We start from the raw sequence: 23683 nt of genomic DNA on the forward strand, positions 1-23683 counted from the left end.
CTTTTTTATGATTAACATTGCGAGCTATCATGTTCTTTTTGACTCTTAATTTGAGAAGCATCGAACTCTATGCCTAAGAAATTTATTCGACGCTTTCTGCCAGATCATCAAAGCATCAAGAAAAACAAAGCCCTTAAAGTGTTTGGCCATGTTCTTCATGAGCCGAATTTATGGCATCTAAATCGCCGCTCAGCGTCTGGTGCGTTTGGCATTGGGCTTTTCTTTGCATTCTGGCCGGTGCCATTTCAAATGTGGCTATCTGCGGGTGTTGCTATTCCGTTTAGAGCCAATATCCCCCTGTCAGTTGCTACCGTATGGATAACCAATCCCTTCACTATTCCTCCCATATTCTATGGTGCCTATAAGGTAGGAACTACTGTACTTGGGACCAAACCTGAACACTTTGAATTTCAATTTAGCTGGCAGTGGGTAGTTGAAAGTATCAATACCATAGGGCCTGCGTTTTTGGTGGGATGCGGAATATGTTCAGTGGTTTTTGGATTAGCGGGCTATCTATCGCTTAACTGGATATGGCGCTTTCAGGTAAGAAAGGCGTGGGAACGCAGAAAACACAACCGCATAGATGAGAATTAGAAGAGCGTTAGAAGAGCGTTAACTTCCGCATGCTATATTGCGCTAAGATATGAAAAAGCTAGCGCGCACTGCTCACTAGCTTTTTTTAGAGGCTTAAGACGTTAACGTGCACTCCCTGCAGTTAACGCGCTGCGTGAAATGAGTCAGAATACCCTACACGGGTATTGTTCTATGCTACACCTCATGCTCGTTTTATGCCTCATGCTCGTTCAGAAAAGCTATCAGAGTAGCTTCGTCCCATACATCAACATCAAGTTCTTGAGCTTTCGTCAGTTTAGAGCCTGCTTTTTCACCAGCCACTAAGAAATCGGTGTTTTTCGATACCGAACCTGCAACCTTAGCGCCTAACACCTGAAGACGAGCTTTGGCATCTGAACGCCCCATTTCACTTAATGTGCCCGTAATCACGCAAGTTTGTCCTTTAAGCGGTAAGTTTGCTTCTTCTCTTTTTTCAACCGCAGGCCAATGTATTCCTACCTCTAATAGAGCATTGATTACGTCGGTATTGTGGCTTTCGTTGAAAAAGTTAAAGATATGTTCTGCCACAACCTTACCAACATCCTGAACCTCTACTAATGCTTCAAGGGTTGCGGTTTGAATAGCATCTAACATGGTGAAGTGCATGGCCAAATTAGCCGCAGTTGCTTCGCCTACTTCACGAATACCTAACGCATAAAGAAATTTTGCCAGTGTCGTTTTTTTAGAGGCTTCCAGTGAATCTAACAGTTTGGTGGCCGACTTTTCTGCCATTCTCTCCAAACCTATTAAGCTACTTAAAGGTAAGGTAAAAAAGTCGGCCGGAGTGTGCACTAAATCAGCATCAACAAGTTGATCGACTAACTTGTCGCCAAGTCCATCGATATCAAACGCTTTACGAGAGGCAAAGTGCTTAAGCGCTTGTTTCCTTTGTGCTGCACAAATTAAACCACCGGTACACCTTGCCACAGCTTCGTCTTCTAGTTTCTCAACATTTGAATCGCACACTGGGCACTGTTGGGGAAAATTGATTTCAGTTTCACTACCAGTACGGTTCGCTTCAACCACAGAAACCACCTGAGGAATAACATCTCCAGCTCGCCTAATTACAACGGTATCGCCTACCTTTACGCCTAATCGCTCAATCTCGTCTTGGTTGTGTAGCGTAGCGTTTGATACTGTAACACCACCAACAAACACAGGTTCGAGCCTGGCAACAGGCGTAATTGCGCCAGTGCGCCCTACCTGAAACTCTACATCAATCAGTGTTGTGACTTCTTCCTGAGCAGGGAACTTTTGTGCAATTGCCCAGCGCGGTGCTCTGGCGACAAATCCAAGCCTGTTTTGTATAGCAATATCATCTACCTTAAACACCACTCCATCAATGTCGTACGGCAGGGCATCCCGTTTATTAAGAATAAGATTGTAGTATTCCAAACACCCGTTCCCGCCATCGGCAGTGCTGATATCTGGGCATAAGGGAAGCCCCCACGATGCCAGTTTATTAAGGCGCTCACTGTGACTATTTGGCAATTCAAAAGTGTCTGGTTGCACCACGCCTAGAGAATAGGCGTAAAACATGAGTGGCCTTTTTGCGGTAATTTTCGAGTCTAGCTGTCGCAAGCTGCCCGCGGCCGCGTTGCGCGGGTTGGCGAAAACTTTTGCCCCCTTCCCACGCTGACTCTCATTCAGCTTTTCAAACCCATCTCTAGGCATAAACACTTCACCGCGCACTTCAACTCTTTCAGGCCATTGTTCTCCTCGTAAAGACAATGGAATATTAGAAATAGTTCGTACATTGGCAGTTATGTTTTCCCCTACCTGTCCATCGCCTCTTGTTGCAGCACGCACAAGCTCGCCATTTTCGTACAAAATACTCACAGCAAGGCCATCAAGCTTGGGTTCACAACTAAATGAGAGTGATGCAGTGTCTTTAAGGCGATCTTTGAGGCGCTTTTCAAACGCCAATAAAGATGCATCGTCAAACGCGTTGTCTAAAGACAGCATAGGAACTTCGTGTGTCACTTGCTCAAAAGCAGATAGTGCAGCACCGCCTACCTTTTGACTGGGAGAGTTAGCACTTTTCAGTTCTGGGAATTCTTGCTCTAGCGCAATTAATGCCTGCATATCCCTGTCGTACTGGGCATCGGGCACTGACGGGTCGTCAAGAACATAATACTGATAGTTATATTCATTGAGTTGTTTACGTAGCGCTGCCACGTCGTTTTTTGCTTTCTCTAAGGTATTGGACATAGAGTCGAAATCACACCATAAAAATTTGAAATTATTAAAGTAGAGGTAAAATTAGCGTTTACACTTCTGCTTAAATGAAAAAGGACCTGCTGTTCAAGTCCTTGTAAAAATAAATGCTAAATGTCGTTTAGGGCCTTTACCCCTCGACTCAACTACAGCTTAGAAACACTCAATCAGCTTCGAGAGATCATTCTTTTACGCTCAAATTCACGAATTTTCTCAACATACTGCTGCAAGCCTTGTTTGGTAAGCATGCTTCTGCGACCATCGAGAACCTGAGCATTGAACTCATCAGCCAATTTGCGCGCAGCGTTGTGCATCATATTAAAAACCTGATGCGGATCGCCCTCAATAGGTAGGATCATAAATAAAGACACACCCTGAGTATCGAAGTTCTCTAAATTATCTATATCAAAAACGCCTGGTTTGAACATATTGGCAAGACTAAATAAAACGGGTCCTTTGCCATTAGAGTTGACGTGGCGGTGAAAGATATCCTGATCGCCAAACTTGAAACCTAGGGTTAGCAACATGGGTAGCAAGGCAGCGCCCGAGATAGGTGCATCATTAGGTGTTCGAACGTTAAGTACTAATACTTCTTGCGCCGGAGGTTCTGATGAATTGCTGCTCGATGACTCTTTCGAGGCAGATGATGCTTGCGATTCGCTGTCATCAAAATCAATGCGCATCTGATCATCACCAAAGTTTGGCTCTTCACGTTTTCTCGCAGGACTTTTACTACGTCGTGTTTTTGATAAACGCTGTCTACCCTGCGGCTTTTCATCATAGCTTTCATTATTCAACGGGTCGGAAAAGATAGGCTCAACACGTGCTCCAGTATTCTCACCTTCATCTCTTGTCGCGTCTACGTAAAGCGTTGAGGTGGCCTTAGGCACTTCTGAACGAGGTGCACTTTTCATCTGTGCCGTTGTGCTGTTTGCATGAGTATTTGATGATGAAGTTGCATCATGAGAAGACTCATGAGTCGAGGCACTTGTTTCAGATGTGGAGCTTACTGGCAAAGAGCTATCATCTACAGAGCTATCTGCTTGTCCCGAAGTCTCAGCCTGCATGGAACTTTCTGTGTCTTCAGAGGTTTCAGAATCTCTGAGTAAAAAATCGGGTGGCTCGGGAAAGTCAGCAATATTGTCATTTCTTAGCGTTGCTGGTTCAGCTGCGTGACGACTACTGTTTTTTATGTGAGGTTTTGGATTCGTTATTACCGAACCATAGAGCGTAGAACGCTGCTCTTTTGAATCTGAGTTTTCTTCTGCAGGCGTGGCAATAACGGTTCTGCTTTTCTCGTCATCAGCCGCATCAATATCTGCGCTGTCTTCCTTTTCGCTCGAATCAGCTGAACCACCACTGGCCAAATAATCACTGGCCAAATAATCACTGGCCAAATGATCACTGGAAAGTGACTGCCTGTTTTCTTCATTGCTGAAGTCGGTAGATGCCTTGTTCTGTTCACTGTCAGAAGCGGGTTCAGAATTTGGACTATCGCCCACTACCCTTACACTGCCAATACCGAGTTCGTCAAAACCACTGTCATCGCGCGACTCTGTATACTCATCGTCATCATTCTCGTCCCACTGACGTGGCTCAAGACGCTGCTTTTCTTCCGGTTTACTGTTGTTTCTTATTTTCCAAATACCATGGGCCAACACGCCTATGATAAAAACAGAACCACCTAACAGTAGAAATAGACGTAATTCATCTTCCATTTAATTCTTTCGCCCTTTGTTATGCTTCTGCGAATGCAACGGCTTCGTCGACATCAACGGCAACCATGCGCGATACACCAGGTTCGGCCATTGTGACACCCGTTAGGTGACTCGCCATTTCCATCGCTATTTTATTATGGGTAATGTAAATAAACTGCACTGTCTCAGACATTTGTGACACCAGATTGCAAAAACGGCCCACGTTAGCATCGTCTAGCGGCGCGTCAACTTCATCGAGTAGACAGAAGGGCGCCGGATTTAATCTGAAAATTGCAAATACCAATGATAAAGCGGTTAATGCTTTTTCTCCACCGCTTAAAAGATGAATTGTACTATTTTTCTTACCCGGTGGACGAGCCATAATGGTCACCCCTGTTTCAAGTAAGTCATCATCTGTAAGCGCAAGATAGGCTGAACCACCGCCAAACACCTTTGGAAAGAGCGTTTTTAAATCTTCGTTTACTTGCTCAAAGGTATTCGAGAAGCGGCTTCGTGTCTCTTTGTCTATTTTTCGGATTGCAGCCTGCAAGGTCTCCAGTGCATTGGTTAAATCTTCATGCTGCTCATCTAAGTGCGATTTGCGTTGAGATTGTGTTTCAAACTCTTCTACCGCAGCAAGGTTTACAGCGCCTAAACGCTGTAAACTCGCTTGTGTTTTCTCTAGCTCTTGCTGCCATTTATTTTCATCGGCGTCTTCAGGAAGTTCGGCAAGAAGTGTTTTTAGCGACTGCTTAGACTCTTGAAGTTGCTCTAATACCGTATTCCCACGTACTCGATGACCCTCTATCTCTATTTTGAGTGTGTCGATGTGCGCCTGTCTAGCCTGAATATCCTTTCCTAAAGCCTGCTGCCCTTTTTCAGCCTCGCGAAGCCATTGTTCTATATCTTCTAGCTGTGCGAGCGCTTCGCTACGCTGGTGCTCTAACTCGTGCTTATTCTCGAGTAGCACCTGAAGCTCTTCATGCTGGGTCTCTTGCGGTGATGTTAACTGTGAAAGCTCGTCGGTAAGTCGAGATGTGGTTTCAACGTACTCTTTCATCTGACTTTCATTTCGACTCACCTGCTCGCTGTACATTTTTTGATGATTATCAAGCTGTTGTTTTTTTAGCGCAAGCTCGTGCTTTTTAGAGGTTAACATTTCTACTTGCGCTCTAAGCTCCACTATACTGAGCTCTTCTCGTTCTCGCCTTTCATTCACATCTGCAAGTGTTTCTTCACACTCTGAAAGCTGCTGTTCATAAAGAGTGAGCGACTCAGAAAGCATCTCTAGCTGGCTCTCTTCCTCCTGCTGAAGAGCTTGCTGCGCTGCCAATTCATCTTGCAGTTTAGTCATTCTCGACTGCTGCTGTTGCTGCTGCATCGCTAACAACGAACGAGCATTTTTACTTTGCTGATACGCACCCTCACACTCTAACAATTCTGATTGATGCTTCTGTATCTCTTGACGTATGTTATTAATCGATAGCTGAGCCATCTCAACCCGCTCTTGGCCTGACAGTTTTGCTTCCTCAAGAGTCTGCATTTCGTTTTCTAATAAAGTTAGCTTATTCGCACGTTGAAGTACTCCGTCTTCAGTTTTACCAGGCTTTAATAACCAATTTTCACCGCACCATAAGCCACTGTGCGACATCGCACTCTTGCCGCTGTCTTTTAATTTGTCTTTGGTTTGGTCACTAAAGAGATCTTCGTCATTTTGAAAGATAAAAATGTCGTTCAAAAAGCTGGGCACTCGCTGATTTTCTGAAAACTCAAGAAGTGCGAAAGCCAACGTTCCAGGCTCTGCCTTATCTGTAAATACAGACTCAGTAAATATCCTCACGCCGCTAGGTAACGCCTCCTGTTGTGAAAACACAGAAGCCACTTCATCCTTTTTAGATAAAAGTGGTTGATTGAGATATTGAAGCACTACCTCAATACAGGGCGCTAACAAGTCTGGAGCGTAAATAGATTGCCACAGCGTTTTCGCCACTTGCTCATTGCTGTCTTGATGAGAAACATAGCGCGATGCATCACTTTGCAGTGCGCTTAATGCGGAATGCGTAGACCTTGCAGCATGAAGTTTTCCGGTTACCTCTTCTAGCTCATTGCGGACTAACTCTAACTCTTCACTGGCTTCAGATTCTGAGGTTGTAAGGTCACTCACTTTTTCTCGAAGCGCAAACACATTCTCTTCTGCCTCTTCAGCTTGCGCATCCAAAATCGCCAATTGCTCTTCAAAGTTCTCATCTTGGGTTTGAGAAAGCTCTTGTTGTATTTCGCTTATTCTTTGAGAGGTGCGCAATTGAACATTCATAAGAGATTGAATTTGGCTGTGGCTCTCTTGCACCTTGCTTTTAATTTGGTTGAATGCAGCTTCTTGCTGCCTTGCAGACGCATTTACATCGCGCAACAGTTGTTCAGCGTCTTCAAAACGCTCTTTCACGCTGTACAGTTCTGCCTCGTTAATTTCAAGCTCGGGCTCTATTTCCAGCAGTGAATCGTGGGATTGCGACAGCAATGTTTGCGCTTCTTGCAACGAGTGCCGTAACAGCTGCTGTTGTTCGTTGATACGGGATATCTCCTGTTCAACTTGTGTTGCTCGCTGTTTGGCATGCAGCGCATTTTGCTCTAAACGAGTGATAGATGTACTGGTGGTGAAAAGGGATTGTTGAATATCATCTACTGTTTGTTTTAGGTCTGATTGCTTTTCTTTATACATGTTGACGCCAGCTTCATCACCCTGCTGACGCGCTATTAACGCCTCCATCTCAGATATTTGAGACGCTTTTTCAGTTTCTAGTTTTTCAATATGCTCACTGTTTTTTAAAAACCGAATTGCAGCAAGCTGCCCTTTTAGTTCTCTTACCTGAGACCGTAGCGCTTTATATCGCGTCGCTGCTGCTGCCTGTCTTTGCAGCTTTTCTAACTGCCGGCCAAGCTCATCGCGCACATCTGTGAGGCGGTCTAAATTATCGAGGGTATGTTTGATGCGGTTTTCAGTTTCACGTCTGCGCTCTTTGTATTTGGAAATTCCCGCGGCTTCTTCAATAAACACCCGCAACTCTTGAGGTTTTGACTCAATAAGACGGGAAATCATACCTTGCTCAATAATGGCGTATGACCGGGGCCCTAACCCTGTTCCTAAGAATAGATCTGTTACGTCACGTCTTCGGCATTTTGTACCATTAAGAAAATAAGTAGATTGCGCTTCCCGTGTTACCAGACGTTTTACAGAGAGTTCGTTATAGTTAGCATACTCTCCAACAATACGCCCGCTCGTGTTGTCGAATATCAATTCAACACTGCACTGACCTACAGGCTTTCTTGTCGTAGAACCGTTAAAAATAACATCGGTCATTGCGTCACCACGCAAATTTTTTGCAGAGCTTTCGCCAAGCACCCATCGAACCGCATCTATGACGTTGGACTTTCCACAACCGTTTGGCCCCACTACTGCGGTCATTTCACCAGGAAAGGGAATAACGGTGGGTTCAACAAAAGATTTAAAGCCAGCAAGCTTTATTTTTTTAAGGCGCACACTCTGCCCTCATATAAACAGGCACAGCAAAACGACAAACAATGGTTTGCGTATTGTTTACACGTTTAGCGAAAATGGGTGGTGAATGAGCGGTTTTCACGTTATTTTTTAATGCAATAGCACACAGTATTGTCTTTTTATTATCTTATCGACTCTACCAAATCATACAGCTTGTAACAATTAACATTTCTGTCTGACCGTGTTGGATAATATGATGATAGTGTTTGGTGTTATATTTGATGTGATTTTTAATATAACGTTTGACAGTGAGCGGTACTGTTTTAACGTAATTTTTTAAGGAGAGCGAATGAGTGCTGGCGGTGTAAATTATTTTTTCATGGGATTTTCACTAATAAAGACGAAGGGTCTGAAGCGATTTGTTTTTGTTCCTTTTGCCATAAATCTTATTCTATTTTCAGTGGCTTTTTACTTTTTATTTGGTCAAATTGAGTCAGGTATCGCCTATGTCATCAACTTAGTTCCCGAATGGCTTGGCTGGATTAAAACCGCTATCTCGTTCCTACTTTGGCCTTTGGCTGTAATAAGCGTTTTGCTGATTTTTGCACTTATCTTTGGCACCCTAGCCAACTGGATTGCAGCGCCATTCAACGGCGTATTGTCAGAAAAAGTAGAGCGCCACTTGAGCGGACAAGCATTAGGTGATGAAGGAGTAATGGCCCTAATTAAAGACATTCCCCGCACATTGGGCCGTGAAGTAACTAAGCTCGCGTGGTATTTGCCTCGTGCAATCGGGTTTCTATTACTTTTCTTTATCTTGCCCGTAATAGGCCAAGTTTTGTGGTTTCTTTTCAACGCTTGGATGATGGCTATTCAATATTGTGACTACCCGTATGATAATCATAAGGTTCCTTTTACCCGGATGCGTCTTCATTTGTCCGAGCATAAAGGCAAAGCCATGAGTTTTGGTATGATGGTAAATATTTTTTCTTTAATCCCCGTAGTGAATTTTATCATTATGCCGGTAGCAATTTGCGGGGCAACGGCAATGTGGGTAAATGAATTAAAAGATGACGCGTAACAGGCGTCATCGTAGATACGTGAGAACGCAATTATGCGGCTATGCAATTATGAATTATTAATTGGACTGTGACTTAGCAACAAAGGCTTCGTAGGTAGCTAGCCAGTAAGCGGCCTCGTTTTGATCACCTTTGTGATGAAACGCCTGAAAAAAGTTCATTGATATAGGGCGCTGAGCCTCTTGTTTTTCCAATTGCTGTTGCCATAACACTAAATAGAGTGGCGGTATTACGCCGGAATCGTGGTGTTCCATAAATGTAATACGCCTACTTGGCTTATAACTTTTCAGCGCCAGCCCTTCACAGGTTTTTGCCTTTGCAACAATTGTATTCGGGTCGATTGCCGACCAGCGAGCAACGGTTTCTATGGGTGAATAGTAATTGGGGCTATCGATAACCAAATTTGGCGGCGCAAAGTCGCCTATACGCTGTGTGTTACACAACTTCTTTGCCATACTTTTTGCTATCGGATACTCATCAGCAAAACCTGCAAAGTGGGCGAGTTCATGAACAAATACTGAATACGTATCGCCGATATCCAAATACATGACACCGTTTTGCACGTTTGCCTTGCCTTGCTTGGCAACAACAACCGCATGACTGAATTGTCGCTTTTTGGCAATGCTTGCTAAAGGTGTCACGTCGCACCCCAACAAATTCCTATTATTGAAACTGTCGGTACATTTTAGTACGTCTTTTTGAAGCCATACTGGAGGTGCAACACAGAGCGAGAGCGATGCAAGCCTGTCATCGTTATTAAATTTACGATAAAAGCTATCTGCCCTAGTCATAGTGGCTAACGTTGATGCAAAAGGTTGAATTCGCTGTAAACAGCGCCCCTCATCGCCCCAGTTATACGGTTTAATATTGTTAAGCGCTGTAGGTGAATAGCGCTCTATAATGGCCAATGCATCTTTTGCTTGCGTTTGTCCTAGTTGAGCCGCTTCACTTAGGTATTTTTTAGCTTCGTTAAATTCACCGTCATCCCATAACAAACGGCCATATTTGAACGCGCTCTGCATATCTAAAGAGGCTGTTGCAGCAAGTAAAGGCTTTGCTTTCGCATTTTCATCATGCAGAAGATACCAGTCGGCCAAAGCCGCCTGAGCAGGCACATAGCCCTGCTCTGCCGCACGAATCAACCATTTCTCTCGTTTTTTAGGGTTTTGCGACGACATGGCATAGGCCAATTGCGCCTCAGGCACGTTTCCCTTGGCAGCTAACGCCATGAACTCTTCTGATGTACCGTCACTGCCTTTTTGTTGATAGAGCAACCAGGCCGCATCCGCGTTGTCTAGCGTCACCAACTTTTGCAGCCAATACTCGGTACCTAATGGATAAGCCTCGCTTGCGTGATTACGCTCAGCGTTTTGATTAACTTGTTGCGTAGCGACTTCCGTGGTTTCAATATTGTTTGGTAGTTCTGGAAACGCTACTGAATCAGCAGAAGCACTTTCTTTCTCGCTGTGGGCGTTTATCTTCTCTAACGCGGCTACTAGTAATTGTTCTGCGCTGGCATCTGCTTGCGCAGCAGAAGGAGCGCTTTGTTGAGAAGCTTCTTGGGAGCTTTCTTCGCGGGCTTGCAGTAATGCGGCACGCCACAATAATGAAAACGCCGCTCGCATGTGATCTGCCTCTACATCGCTCGTGCTTTCTTGGTCCGCACTAGTAAGGATGGCGTTGGCATTAAACACCAGTTGAGGGATGTAGCGGCTTGTATCACCCGCCACAACAAGCAGTGCAAGCACAGCCAAGAATAAACCGCGCATTGTTTAAACGAACTATTCGCTGTCTACCGACACATCGTCGGTTCGCTGACGCAATCGATTTAGCTCTATACGTGCGTATCTATGTTCAACATAGTCATAAACATTGGTGCTCAGCGCTAATTTAAAATAGTTCGAGGCAATGCCTTTATTTCCTCTTTGGCTATGGTACTTACCTAAGTAAAAGTAAGCCTCACACAAACGGTCGGTAAGTGCTTTTTGACTTGCGATACCTTTTAGTAATGAATTAAGTACCGTATTTTCATCAACAACACCTAAAAACAAATCAACAAGTGAAGTAGCCCAGTGTCCGTTGTCTAATAAAGGTCTTATCGACGCTAAATATTCTGCGCCTTGCTGCGGTGATACTTCATAGTTTGCAAAATAAGACCACAGCGCTCTGAACGGGTCTTTTTCGTCTTTTTTAAGAAATACCGCTAAGTCACTGGTAGCCAACTCTGCTCTGCCACCGTAATAAAGCGCTATACCGCGATTCAAAAACGCAAAGTCTAAATCTGGGTTTATCTCAAGCGTTGAATCAAACGCTTCATACGCCTGAATAAAATCGTTTTGTTGAATATAGTGAATGCCAATGGAGTTGTACGCCTCTGCGTAGTCTGGCTTTAGGTTTATTGCTTGGCTATAGTCGAACTGCGCTAAGCCATTAAGGCCCACACTGTCGTACAACATACCGCGCTGAAAATGCAATTCTGCTTTATCTCCGTCAGATAAAGCAGCGCTTGTTAATATCTGATTATATCGAGCAATCGCCATTTGCGAGCGTGGGTTCGCGGGCGCCGGCTCGGCCAGTAGGAGGTTACCCATTTGACTGCGCTGAGCTTCTGGCTGTGTTTGCGCACAACCGGTTAAAATACAAGCAATTAGGAAAAAAAAGATGAGACTAACGTTTCTGCGCATGGTAAAAAAGCATTCTGTAAAAAAAGAAAAATCCGCTGGTATAAAAAGTACACACCTGGCGCGGCGTTGATGCCGCAACCTTCTCGCATTTAGTGAGAAAAGTAAAGTGTAATAGGCGGGTAACAAAGGTAGCTATGAAGAAAAATAACCTAGAAAAACTGTCACAACTTGCTTTTAACGCACAGCGCTTTTCCCATTCCCCTTACTCTGGTTTTAAAGTTGGTGCCGCTATAGAAACTGACTCTGGTGATATGTTTGCAGGCTGCAACGTAGAAAATGCCGCCTTCCCTTTGGGTCAGTGTGCAGAAGCTTCAGCAATTGGCAGTATGGTTTCTAATGGACACAAGCGTATCGCTCACATCGTTATTGCAAGCCCTAATGAAGATATGTGCTTTCCCTGCGGCGGCTGTAGGCAAAAGATTGCAGAGTTTGCCAGCGATGACACCCCAGTAACCATGATAACCAATACCGGTGAAAGACTTAAAACAACCATTGGCGAACTATTACCCAACGCATTTAGGGCTTACGACTTAGAGAAGTAACCACAAAATGGAAGGGCTTACGGGTTAGGCTTGTTATTGTTGTTGTCGTCTTGGCGCTCATTGAGTTTCATTGCTGCAAGAAAACCAATAAAGAAAACAGCGAAAATGACAACGCCTACCCATATTAAAACGTTCAATAAAAAATCCATGTTACAAGCTTTCCTTTTGCCAAGTTAAATTTTAGTGACACCGTATTTAAAGTATAGAGCAATAAGCCATCTGCGAACCGCTCTATACTTATTTGGATATCGATTAGCTTTTATGTTGAGCTAGCTTCGCTACTTCCCAACTGCAATCCCTTCTCTTCTCGGGTCGGCGCCACCTATCAACTTACCTGATTTGACCTGAATGCCGTGTAACCCACTGTTCAGATCTATCACTTTGACATTATGACCCAACGCCTTGAGCGGCTCCTCTAAACCAATAATGGGGGTGCCTTTCTCGAGCGCTGTGTAATCGTTTCTATTGGTTATTTTAGGAAGATTTATGGCCTCTTGAATATTTAACCCGTAATCCAACATACCAATAAGAGTTTGTGCGACATAACTCACTATTCTTGAACCACCTGGCGAGCCCACCACAATTTCTAATTCGCCTTCTTCATCGAATACCATTGTTGGGCTCATTGCACTGCGAGGACGCTTACCCGGCTCTACCCGGTTAGGAACAGGGAAGCGGTTTTTCGTAGGCGAAAATGAAAAGTCTGTTAGCTGATTATTGAGTAGAAAACCACCTACCATAATGCCCGAACCAAACATGAATTCGATACTTGTTGTCATCGAAACCGCATTACCCTCTTTATCTACAATAGATACATGAGACGTATTCGGTAATTCCATGGAGGTTCCCATAGCAATCTCTGTTCCCGCATAAGGATTACCGGCTCTTGCACGATGCCAGCGCTCTTCTAAACTTATTCCCTCTGCTCTTCGCTCTAAATAGGCTGTGTTAATCATTGCGGCGAAAGGAAGGTTGGTAAAATCGCTATCGGCAATATACTTTTCTCTGTCAGCGTAGGAGAGCGCGCTTGCTTGAGTATATAAATGCGCAAACTCTGCAGAGTCTAGAGGATATTGACCAATATTTTTGTCTTCTAACATTTTTAAAATTTGAAAAACGTTGACGCCACCAGAACTTGGCGGTGGCATGCCGCAAATACGCTTTTCATGGTATGTACCGCAAACTGGGCTGCGCTTTTTCGCTTCGTAATTAGCTAAGTCGTCTACCGACATTTGCCCTGGATTGATTTCAGCAGAATTAACTGCGGCCACAATCTCTTCGGCAAGTTCGCCTTTAAGAAGATAATCGCTGCCATTTTCAGCAATGCCCTTCAATGTTTTGGCTAGTTTTCTGTTTTTTCGTATTGCCCCCTCTTTCAACGGCATTCCTGCCGGGAAAAAGTAAGTTGCGCTTGCGGGAAACGTTTTTAAACCGGGGTGATAATCGAGAGCGACTAACTTTGCCAGCCGAGGCGATACTTTGAAACCTTCTTGAGCTGTGTTGATGGTGTCGTCAAATAACGTGTTCCATGGCAGCTTCCCAAATTCGCCGTGGGCTAATTCCAAGGCTTTTACCGCTCCAGGTACTCCCACTGACTTGCCACCAACCACTGCATCAATCCACTTCATTGGCTTATTACCCTCAATAAACCAATGTGAATTCACCGCTTTTGGCGCTGCTTCTCTGCCGTCAAAGGTATGCAGCACTTTGTTTTTATTATCCCAATAGAGAATAAATGCTCCACCGCCAATACCCGAAGATTGAGGCTCGACCAATGTCAGCATAGATTGAATTGCTATAGCCGCATCAATTGCGCTTCCGCCCTTTTCAATAATGTTCTTTCCGGCCCAAGAAGCATAAGGGTTTGCTGCAACAACCATGTAGTCATTAGCCTCAAAAGCCTTCTTTTCAACATATCCCGTGGCGGCTTCTGGCTCTCCAACCTCTCGTGCTTGTTTTGCTTGTAACGTCGTAGATAAAACACCGGTAACCGCAAATGCTAATAACGATGTGCGAAAGAAAGAACTGAACCTCAAAATAGTGTTTCCTCTTATTTAAATTTCTCTGGATTGATGGGGCGCTTCTTAAGGAATGCGTCAAATGCCTCTTGCGCTGCAGGCATGGTAAGCGCCTCAAGGAAAATATCAAACTCGGCATTCATCTGCTGAGTCACATCCTCAGCTTCGCCTTTTAAGAGCGCTTTAGTTTGAAGAAGCGCAAAGCTCGGTTTACTAACCAATTTCTCAACAGTAGAGGCCACTGCATGCGCAATGTTTTGCTCATCTACTATCTCAGTAAGAAGGCCAAATTGATAGGCATCGTTAGCGGAAAAAGGCTCACCGAGCATTAACCACTGCGCCGCTTTGATGTGGCCCACCATTTTAGGTAAAAGATAACTTGATGCATATTCAGGAACAAGGCCTAAATTAATGAATGGCAAAACAAATTTACTATCCCGTGTGGCATAAACAAAGTCGCAGTGTAAAAGTAAAGTGGTACCAATACCTACCGCTAGACCATGCACCTGTGCAATAACAGGTACAACACAGGTCATAAGAGATCGCATAAACGCTGCTGTCTCAGGTACCTGAGCACCTTCTTTTTGCGCCGCAAAGTCACTAATATCGTTACCCGCAGTAAAGCAGTCGCCATTACCTTTTATTACAACCGCTTTTGTCACACCATCGTTCTTGATACTTAAAATCGCATCGGCCATGAGTTGATACATCTCACGGGTGAGCGCATTTTTTTTATCCGCTCTGTTAATGGTAATAGTTAGCGTTTGCTGAGCTCTCTCTACTAATATCAAAGACATTTTTTATCCTTTCCTGTCGAGTTTTTATTATTCGGGTAAATATCTGTTTTCACCCGTAGGGTAATTTTCTGTATCATAGCGACCAAACTCAAAATAAAAAAATAACTATCGCTAATGATTTCACTGCCGTTTTCGTTTAAGTACAGTGCAGGCCCTTTAATATTAGCCTTGTGCTCGTTTATTGCCTTCTTCTTTGAACCTCAATCAAGTGATTGGCTAGCTTACGACCGCTACGCTATTCAGGGTTTGGATACGTGGCGCCTTATTACTGGAAATATCGTCCATACAAATGGTTATCACCTTTTGCTAAATATTGTTGGATTAACTCTACTCTGGGCACTACACGGCGAACACTACCTTCCTACTCGATTTTTAAAAGTCTTTGTTTGGTGTTGCCTAGCCACCAGCGCTGGCCTTTATTTCTTTTCAGAAAACCTCATTTGGTATGCGGGTTTATCCGGTGCGTTACACGGTTTATTCGTGTGGGGCGCTTGTATGGACATCAAAGAAAAAATGACATCAGGCTGGCTATTACTTGTAGGCATTGCGATTAAGGTGGGCTACGAACAATACAATGGCAGTAGCGCACAAGTTGCTGAGCTGATTGATGCAAAAGTTGCTGTTGATGCCCATATGTTTGGTGCAGTGGGCGGATTAATTATTTTTCTACTCATGATAAGTACAGCAAAGCGTACTTAATCTCTCTTGGCCCTGCGTCTCACTTACCACTTTTCACTCGGTAATAATTACAAATAAGCACATCCACAAAAAGGGCCCTTTTCGAGCCCCTAGTGCGTTAACTTTAGAAGCCCAACGAATGTTGGGCTTTTTTATAAATGGTAAATACGACTACAAGTTTTCTTCAAATAACTTATAGATCCTACGGTATTCATCTAACCATGAACTTGGCTGAACGAAGCCATGCGGCTCTACAGGATATATTGCAGTCTCAAAGTCTTCTTTTTCTAGTTCAATTAGCCGTTGTACCAAACGAACGGTATCGTGGAAAAAGACGTTGTCATCAACCATAGGCGCATTTATCAGCAGCGGCTTTTCTAACCCTTCTGCAAAATAAATAGGCGAACTGCGCTCGTAGGCAATAGGATCCACATCAGGCGTATTGAGGATATTAGATGTATACGGCGTATTGTAATGAGCCCAATCGGTAACCGGTCTTAATGCAGCACCAGCAGCAAATAAATCTGGCGCTGTGAACATAGACATAAAGGTTAGGAACCCACCGTATGAACCGCCATATGTGCCGATGCGCTCTCTGTCTACATTAGCATTTTCCACTAAATAGTTGATGCCATCGCGCAAATCCTGCACCTCTGGCGTGCCCATTTGACGATAAATCGCCGTTCTCCAATCTCTGCCATACCCGGCAGAAGCACGGTAATCCATATCTAGCACTACATAACCTTGTTGTACCAGCATGCTGTGGAACATGTACTCACGGAAATAGCCCGACCACCCCATATGGGCATTTTGTAAATAGCCTGCGCCATGATTAAACACTACGGCCTTATTTTTCTTAGTGCTGTCGTATCCTTCAGGTAAGTACACGCGAGCATAAATTGGTGCATCGGTATGCGACGACTCTATAGCTACAACGTTAGGCACAGCCCAAGGTAACGAAGCAAACTCTTCGCTCAAACTCGATGTAATTTGCTTTGCTACGGTTGTAGCTTCTGCGGGCTTAACATAAAGCTCGGGCGGACGATTAACTTTACTGTGACTGAGAAGTAGCGTGTCGCCATCTGGGCTTAATGAGTAATCTGTGATGCCATTTAAATTAGTAAGCGTTTCAATTGCTTTTGTTTGCGTATCAACTCGATAAATCTCGTAGATACCTGGATGCTCACTGTTTGCTTTATAATAGATATAATTATCGTCATTGCTGAGAGTGATGTCATCAACGATATAATTGCCTTTGGTTAGCGCTACCGGGTCTTTTCCCGGTTTTTGCAAATACACATGAGCGTAACCTGTATGTTCAGATTGATAATACAGCGTTTCACTATTATTTAACCAACCGAAGTCGTTGAAACGATAGTTAACCCAAGCGTCATCATGAAGGCGGTGTTGACTGTCGAGGGTTATGTCCTCTAAATCTACGGTAGTAATCCAGCGGTCTTTGTTGTCCCATGCCTCCAGCATAACTGCTACAGCATTTCCATTTTTGTGCCAGCGAATAGAAGGCTTTGTCCAATACCAGCTTTGAAACAACTTAATGGGACGGGGCAAGCGGTTCACTTCATAAGTTTCACCGTTTGCCTTTGCATTTTCTGCTTTTACGTCTGCCAACACATCGTCGTTATAGCCTGGTAGATTAAAGTAATTAAGCTCAGATTTTTCGCCGGTTTTTAAATTCAATAGCCATAAATCGTGGCTCTCAGGCTCTGCATCAGCCACTCGCTGTCTTACTGGCTTCGCAGCTATTCGACTGTCTTCTTGAATATAGTGCGGCATGATATCGCTATCATCTCTGGTAGGTTTACTTTCAGTGGTGGCTACCACAGCGTAATTACCCGCTGGAGACACACTTATACCCGCAAGGCGATGAGACTTGTCAAAGTAAAAAGGCGAAGGCGCAACAGCTGTATTTACCGAGGCCAGCTGTTTGTTTGCCGCGTCACGGTCTTTTTGGTTTTGCCTTTGCAGCTTGATATATTCGATAAGTGATTGTTGCTCTTCAGCAATATAATCCTTAGCATGGTTAACCGCTGTTGGAGCGTCGTCGAAAACCCAACTGACCAACTCTTCCCGAGTGCCGTTTTCTAAGTTGATAGCGATAAACTTATTACCACTTGTTGCCATGAGACGACCATCGGTCATAAACGATAGCGTAGAAAGCGGGTTACCGCCGCGAGTAAGCTGTACCGTTTTACCATTGGTAAATTGCACATAGACACTGTCTTTAAATCTGAAGGCAACAACACCATCGCCTCTCTCAACCCGTTCGTCATAGCGGTATGTGTGCATATCGGCTAGCGGCGCTTTGCTTTCTTTTCCTACGTTATTGCTATCGATAACATACACATCACTAAGAGCGCTGTTCTCGCGCTCTCTTTCAAAGACAATGGCTGAACCATCTACCGACCACCCCATATTGGTGGGCAAGGCTCCTATCCACTGCGGATCGGACATAATTTGTTTTAACGTTATCTCACCGTTTTTCGACGCGGCAGGTGCTGATGCAAGGTTTGTTTGTGGCGTTACCGATTCAACAATGGTGTTAGACGCAGACACCGCAGTCGTTTCATTTTTAGTATTGGTGCTTACGCAACCACCAAGTGCAATTGTTACGCTTGCGGCAATAAGCAAAGAATTATATTTTTTCATTTTTTTCATCATTGTTGTGTGAAACCCACCGGCATTATACGCAAAGGGCTTATAGTGTCGTCAACGTTCGTCTTTAACATATGTGCAACAAACGCAACAAAAGCTTACTAGCATGTGATGTGTTGAGATTTGCTGTGCAAATATCGGCCTGAATGTAAGCACTCAAGTAATAAATAAAATACCAAACCGCATAGATACTTAACCACTCAGCGAGACTTAAAATGTTCGTAATCGCGGCGTGTTACCGCAGGTATAGTGGTTCTACATCAAGGTGACACAACAAAGAGTACGGACATTTTAAACTCGCCCTTCGGGAAGGTCTGGCAAGCTTCCTAGCTTCATTCTGGGAATTTGAAAGGGGCCAGCCATTACTGCATTCCCACGCTTCGCCAGGAAACTTGCCAGCGCCTTTTGAGTGGGTAATTATCTATGCGGCTTGGTATGAATGCTCCGTTTTGCGTGTAATGCGCGTATAAGGAGTGTGTTACACGCAAGCGATTAATAATTAATTTATGTCAAAGGGTAGAGAAAAATGAATCTAACAAAAATATCAGCGGGCGTTTTTACGGTTGCTGCACTACTTTTTCAGCCAGCAATGGCAAACGAATGTCCTAGTGTTTTGAAATTTATGAAGCGTAAACTTAACTCACAGGAAACGGTCAATTTGTGCGACGAATACGCTGGCAAAGCCGTTCTTGTAGTTAATACTGCGAGCTATTGCGGTTTTACGCCACAGTTTGAAGGACTAGAAGCACTATACAGTGAATATAAAGATGAAGACTTTGTTGTGTTAGGTTTTCCGTCTCACGACTTTAATCAAGAAGCGAAAGATGAAGGTAAAACCGCAGAGTTATGCGAGCTTACTTACGGCGTAAAATTTCCTATGTTTGAACCTACTGCCGTGCGCGGAGAAGATGCCGACCCCATGTATCGTATGCTGAAAGCGGCTACTGGCAAAGAGCCTTCTTGGAACTTTAACAAATACCTTATTGACAAAACGGGAACGAAGATCACCCATTATCCAAGTGCAACAAAACCAACTGATGACAGCTTCGTTGCAGATGTTGAAGCTTTAATTAACGAGTAAGTAGTATTTGCTTCACAGCTTTCGATCGCGAAGCCCATAAAAAAGCCCCGCTACAAAGGCGGGGCAACAAACACACTCAACTTGGAACACACATTTCAGAAAACAAACTCAATTTCGTTTTCTCTTACTACAGTAATTTAGTCCACTGCTTTTCGACATAGTTCAATTTATTTTTTGAAATTCACTGAAATCGATTTATTCCGAAGCTATGCGCGCCATCAGTTGGAGTCAGTTCGCAATTCATTACACCGCAACTTTAAGGTTATTTAGTCGTCATACAAGTATGCTAGTGATTTTCTATGCTAAATATCATCATCATAAAGACCAACATTATCACTTCGTTTTTCGCAAAATATTGTTATCGACTCCGACTAAAGCAAAAGCGCAATCACTTCATTAATATCCTTTAATATTTAGACTTTAGTAGAACTTTAGGACAAAACACAGCGTAGGTGTTTTGCAATGTTTGTTAATTAAAGGAAAACAAATTATGAACCTAAAGGTAAAAGCGGCAATCCTAGCTGTTCCATTAACACTTTCTGGATGTTGGCTAGATGATGACGATGACTCACCAGCACCACAACCTGTTCCGCCACCGGAAGCAACAACAATAGTTGATGTTGCCGTGGCGGATGGAAACTTCACAACACTTGTTACAGCACTTGAAGCTGCAGACTTAGTTGAAACACTAGACGACGAAGATGGTACTTTTACTGTTTTTGCCCCCACCGACGATGCGTTTGCGGCCTTGGGTCAGGAAACAATTGACGCGTTACTTGCCGACACAGACACGTTGACAGACATCCTTACTTATCACGTACTTTCTTCAGAAGTGGATGCAGATGCTGCAGTAGGCCAAGCGGGAAATTTAGTTGAGACAGTCAACGGAGCTTCGGTTGCTTTGTCTCTTTCTGGAGATAATCTCCTAGGGTCTGTTGATCTTTGCTGTACATATTTCACTCAGCAGTACATGGGTAGCCACATCATTGAAAATGCCAGTGATACCATGCTGGCATAATTCCTTAACGCCCTTGCCATTCGGATTATCTTCCCCTCAGTCAGGGTGATTCAGGTTTCTTTCAACCTGACGGGTTTGCCAGCTTCGCTGGGCAAACAAAAAACGGCAAACTCAAAAAGTTTGCCGTTTTAAGTTATACCTATGGTTTTGTAACCAATGTATCAAACGCTAACTATCTTAATAGTAGTCGTATGAGAAACGCATTCCGATAGTGCGAGGTCTATTCGTTACTACTTTCGGCGTAAATTGTTGTGTATCAATGTTTAGCACTGCTCGCTCATCGAATACGTTATCAATGTATAGTTCAGCTTTCCAAACATCGTTAGTTACACCAACAGCCAGGTTAGCAAGGAAATAAGACTCTTGAACATAGCGGCCACCTCGGAAGGTTTCGCCGTTTGAATCTGCGTACGTTACACCTTCATATACGGCTGCTTCTTGTTCTATTTTAAGACCAGAACCTGTGCCATAAATGTTTTGAGTAGCGTCTTCCATTACAAAAGCGTCCATTACCATACCCGCATAACGATCGCCTGTGTAGCTTACAGAGCCGTTAACATAACCACGTTTACCGCCTTCTAACTCGAAGAAATAGCGCGCGTTAATGTTACCAGAGAACTCCGCAGAGTAAGGTAGTTGTGAACCAACACCTGCAGCAATGCCCTCAAGCTCAGAGTTAACGCTTGTTAATTCTGTATCTAGTAAGCTAAATGCAGCATTAATCACTAAATCGTCTGTAGCAAGCCATGTTAAATCTGCATCTAGACCTTTAATCTCCGCATCACCCACGTTGTCGGTGAATACCAAGAATGAGATGTTAGTGGGGTCGTAACGAGATGTTTGAAGGTCAGTGATTTCTGAGTAATACGCAGTAGCATTAACACGGAATAGACCGTCGAAGAAGTCGCCTTTCAAACCGAGCTCATAGTTGTCCAGAGTATCGGTTGTTGAATAAACTGGAATACGGAAGTTGTTAAACTTGCCTTCTTGATTTGTTGACAAACCACCACCAACACGGTTGGTAACCGGCGGACGGAAACCTTCAGAGTAGTTAGCGAAAACAAGTACGTCTTTATTTATTTTATAATCTAGTGAAAACTTAAAGATAGTATCATCAACGGTAAGCACACCGTTGTCATCAAGAAGATCTGTTTCCAACTGACCGCTCTGAATTGCTGCGTTAACCGCTTCAGGGTCTAAGCCAACAGCAGCAAGCTCGTCAGGATCTTGCGTACCAAAAGCACGAATCCGGCGTGTTACGTCAACAGTAGATGTTGACCCTACGTAGATATCATCAATTTGATACCAACGAGCACCAATACTTGCAGTTAGCTTCTCTGTTAGGTCGTACTCAACTTGACCAAACACAGCAATCTGCTCAATAGTATGAGTGATATCATTGACGAAGCTTACTTCAGATGGAAATGGACCGCCGTCGCTATTAATCCCCTCTCTTCCTACAAGTTCTGCTGCTCGAGGACCAAATTTTTCAATATTTGCAATCTTAAACTGCCCAACTGTTGCTACTTCTTGTTCATCGTAAAATAAACCCGCGGTTACGCGCCATGGGGTGTCCATGGTAGTATTAAAGCGCAGCTCGTGAGTATTGCGTGTCGAAGAAGTATCCTCTTGGTAATATTTTGTAGGATCAAGGCATCGTTGGTCTTCTGCAGCAGAAGTGTAATCACAAACGTAAAACGTAGAGTAAAATCCGCCGTTTGTGTAACCAGTATAATCAGCCAGAGTGTCAATCTCACGATCTAAATAACCACCGGTGTAGACAACATCAAGCTTGTCTAAACGACCTTCAACTGTCCACGTTGTAAGGCCAAACTCATCTCTGTTTTCATCCGGCTGAAAGCGAAGAGCAGAAGTTTCGCCTTCTAGCGTTGGGTCGTAAGCAAAAACTCCCTCGGTGTCTAGCGTTTGCTGAGTATGCTGTACCAATAAATCCCAGTCGTCGTTGATGTGATACGACAACCCAAAACGCGCGCCAGAGTAAACCGCGTCGTTAAAGTCTTCTTCAACAAGCGCGTCGTTTTGTGGGGAAACTACACGAGCATCTGAGTTCGCTGAGATGTTCGGATTGGTGATACGATTATCATCCATAACCTGTGGCTCTGCTAATTTACCAAAGCCTGCAGATATACGATCCATAACTACCGCACTTCCAATATAGCCGCCTTCGCCTGGAACGTTCCTCACGTTATCAATCCAACCACCTTGCTGGTCGTTGTATGCAGCTACGCGAACCGCTAAATCGTCGGTAAGTGACATGTTGAAGTAGGCTTCAACAGAATTGCTCATTTCACCGTCTTTGGTGAAACCGATGTTGGTGTCAAAACCCGCAGCAAAGCCTGCGTGATCTGGTTTATTAGTGATAAGTCGAATAGTACCAGCCTGTGAGCTAGCGCCGAATAGTGTGCCTTGTGGCCCAGGAAGAACCTCTACGCGCTCTACGTCAGTGGCATAAACGTCAAGATTACGGCCAGCCATTGAAACCGGCATCTCGTCTAAATAAAACGCTACAGACGGTTGCAGTGCTTGTACTGATGACAACATGATGTTTGATTGTGTTGTCGCTGCACCGCGAATATATATTTCGTTTTGTCCAGGACCTGTGCCTTGGAACACGACGTTAGGTAAGAACTCAACGTACTCTTGGAAGTTGTCGATGCCTAAATTTTCAAGCGCTTTACCATTGAGTGCAGACACCGCTACGGGCACGTCTTGAATAGACTCTGCTCGTTTTGTTGCCGTTACTTCAATAGTTTCGAGTTTTGCGGGTGCTTCCGACTCCTGCGCGGCTATAGATGTTGATGCCAATGCAGCGACGATCGCACAGCTAAGCTGAGTTTTTCGCATATTTGTGTTTTCCCTTTGAGTATATTGGTTTTTTTTCTTCGGATAGTGTTTACTTGAAACACATATCAAAAAGATCATATCTATTAACCCACAAACGGCAAATAATTTCTACTCTAACGATTAAGTTTCACGCAAAAACACGGCAAATATAAACTAATGGCTAATAAAATACGGCTTTCAGCAGACTATTGCGGATAAACAGAAAGTGTAAAGTGAAGACGAGGAA

Annotated in this window: 15 protein-coding genes and 1 pseudogene; 6 read left to right on the forward strand and 10 right to left on the reverse strand. The window is 44.0% G+C overall.

Annotation, left to right across the window (positions count from 1 at the left end; genetic code table 11):
- The first annotated feature begins 69 nt into the window (after positions 1-69).
- Entirely contained in the window at positions 70-594 is a 525-nt protein-coding gene (locus BM528_RS10555; RefSeq protein ID WP_071979772.1) for a DUF2062 domain-containing protein, read from the forward strand.
- 192 nt (positions 595-786) lie between these two features.
- Here the strand turns inward: BM528_RS10555 and ligA are convergent, their stop codons facing one another.
- The 3 genes from ligA to smc form a co-directional block, all read right to left on the reverse strand.
- Positions 787-2823, reverse strand: a complete 2037-nt coding sequence (gene ligA / locus BM528_RS10560; protein ID WP_071979773.1) for an NAD-dependent DNA ligase LigA — start codon at positions 2821-2823, stop codon at positions 787-789.
- 173 nt (positions 2824-2996) lie between these two features.
- A complete protein-coding gene (gene zipA, locus BM528_RS10565; protein ID WP_071979774.1) occupies positions 2997-4547 on the reverse strand; it encodes a cell division protein ZipA in 1551 nt (516 codons plus the stop codon).
- Positions 4548-4566: 19 nt separating this feature from the next.
- Complete coding sequence (gene smc, locus BM528_RS10570; protein WP_071979775.1) at positions 4567-8064, reverse strand: chromosome segregation protein SMC; 3498 nt, start codon at positions 8062-8064, stop codon at positions 4567-4569.
- 307 nt (positions 8065-8371) lie between these two features.
- Between smc and cysZ the strand changes: the two genes are divergently transcribed.
- The gene (gene cysZ / locus BM528_RS10575) at positions 8372-9103 is read left to right on the forward strand and encodes a sulfate transporter CysZ (RefSeq protein ID WP_071979776.1); all 732 of its coding nucleotides are present in this window, start codon (positions 8372-8374) and stop codon (positions 9101-9103) included.
- A gap of 57 nt (positions 9104-9160) precedes the next feature.
- Here the strand turns inward: cysZ and BM528_RS10580 are convergent, their stop codons facing one another.
- Positions 9161-10870, reverse strand: coding sequence for a hypothetical protein (locus BM528_RS10580; RefSeq protein WP_071979777.1), 1710 nt, complete (start codon positions 10868-10870; stop codon positions 9161-9163).
- Positions 10871-10882: 12 nt separating this feature from the next.
- A complete protein-coding gene (nlpI, locus tag BM528_RS10585) occupies positions 10883-11785 on the reverse strand; it encodes a lipoprotein NlpI (protein WP_071979778.1) in 903 nt (300 codons plus the stop codon).
- A gap of 134 nt (positions 11786-11919) precedes the next feature.
- On the opposite strand from nlpI, the gene cdd reads away from it, so the two are divergent.
- Positions 11920-12327 carry a cytidine deaminase gene (gene cdd, locus BM528_RS10590; RefSeq protein ID WP_071979779.1) on the forward strand — a complete coding sequence of 136 codons (408 nt, stop codon included), beginning with the start codon at positions 11920-11922 and terminating at the stop codon, positions 12325-12327.
- A gap of 17 nt (positions 12328-12344) precedes the next feature.
- Here cdd and BM528_RS18960 read toward each other — a convergent pair whose 3' ends face one another.
- The 3 genes from BM528_RS18960 to BM528_RS10600 all read right to left on the reverse strand — a co-directional run bounded on the left by BM528_RS18960 (position 12345) and on the right by BM528_RS10600 (position 15142).
- Positions 12345-12476 (reverse strand): hypothetical protein, encoded by a 132-nt coding sequence (locus BM528_RS18960; RefSeq protein ID WP_269529434.1) that lies wholly within the window; start codon positions 12474-12476, stop codon positions 12345-12347.
- A gap of 129 nt (positions 12477-12605) precedes the next feature.
- A complete protein-coding gene (gene ggt / locus BM528_RS10595; protein WP_071979780.1) occupies positions 12606-14363 on the reverse strand; it encodes a gamma-glutamyltransferase in 1758 nt (585 codons plus the stop codon).
- 14 nt (positions 14364-14377) lie between these two features.
- Positions 14378-15142: an enoyl-CoA hydratase gene (locus BM528_RS10600; RefSeq protein WP_071979781.1), complete on the reverse strand. Its 765-nt coding sequence runs from the start codon at positions 15140-15142 to the stop codon at positions 14378-14380.
- A gap of 114 nt (positions 15143-15256) precedes the next feature.
- On the opposite strand from BM528_RS10600, the gene rrtA reads away from it, so the two are divergent.
- The gene (rrtA, locus tag BM528_RS10605) at positions 15257-15841 is read left to right on the forward strand and encodes a rhombosortase (RefSeq protein ID WP_071979782.1); all 585 of its coding nucleotides are present in this window, start codon (positions 15257-15259) and stop codon (positions 15839-15841) included.
- Positions 15842-15991: 150 nt separating this feature from the next.
- Here the strand turns inward: rrtA and BM528_RS10610 are convergent, their stop codons facing one another.
- Entirely contained in the window at positions 15992-18487 is a 2496-nt protein-coding gene (locus BM528_RS10610) for a S9 family peptidase (protein WP_083595391.1), read from the reverse strand.
- 532 nt (positions 18488-19019) lie between these two features.
- On the opposite strand from BM528_RS10610, the gene BM528_RS10615 reads away from it, so the two are divergent.
- Both BM528_RS10615 and BM528_RS10620 read left to right on the forward strand, forming a co-directional pair.
- Positions 19020-19574: a glutathione peroxidase gene (locus tag BM528_RS10615; RefSeq protein WP_071979783.1), complete on the forward strand. Its 555-nt coding sequence runs from the start codon at positions 19020-19022 to the stop codon at positions 19572-19574.
- Positions 19575-20064: 490 nt separating this feature from the next.
- A pseudogene (locus BM528_RS10620) lies at positions 20065-20484 on the forward strand (fasciclin domain-containing protein); the annotation flags it as partial.
- Between the two features lie 285 nt (positions 20485-20769).
- Here BM528_RS10620 and BM528_RS10625 read toward each other — a convergent pair.
- Entirely contained in the window at positions 20770-23457 is a 2688-nt protein-coding gene (locus BM528_RS10625) for a TonB-dependent receptor (RefSeq protein WP_071979785.1), read from the reverse strand.
- Positions 23458-23683 lie beyond the last annotated feature (226 nt).

Source organism: Alteromonas sp. RW2A1, from assembly GCF_001886475.1.
GTDB classification, from domain to species: domain Bacteria; phylum Pseudomonadota; class Gammaproteobacteria; order Enterobacterales; family Alteromonadaceae; genus Alteromonas; species Alteromonas hispanica.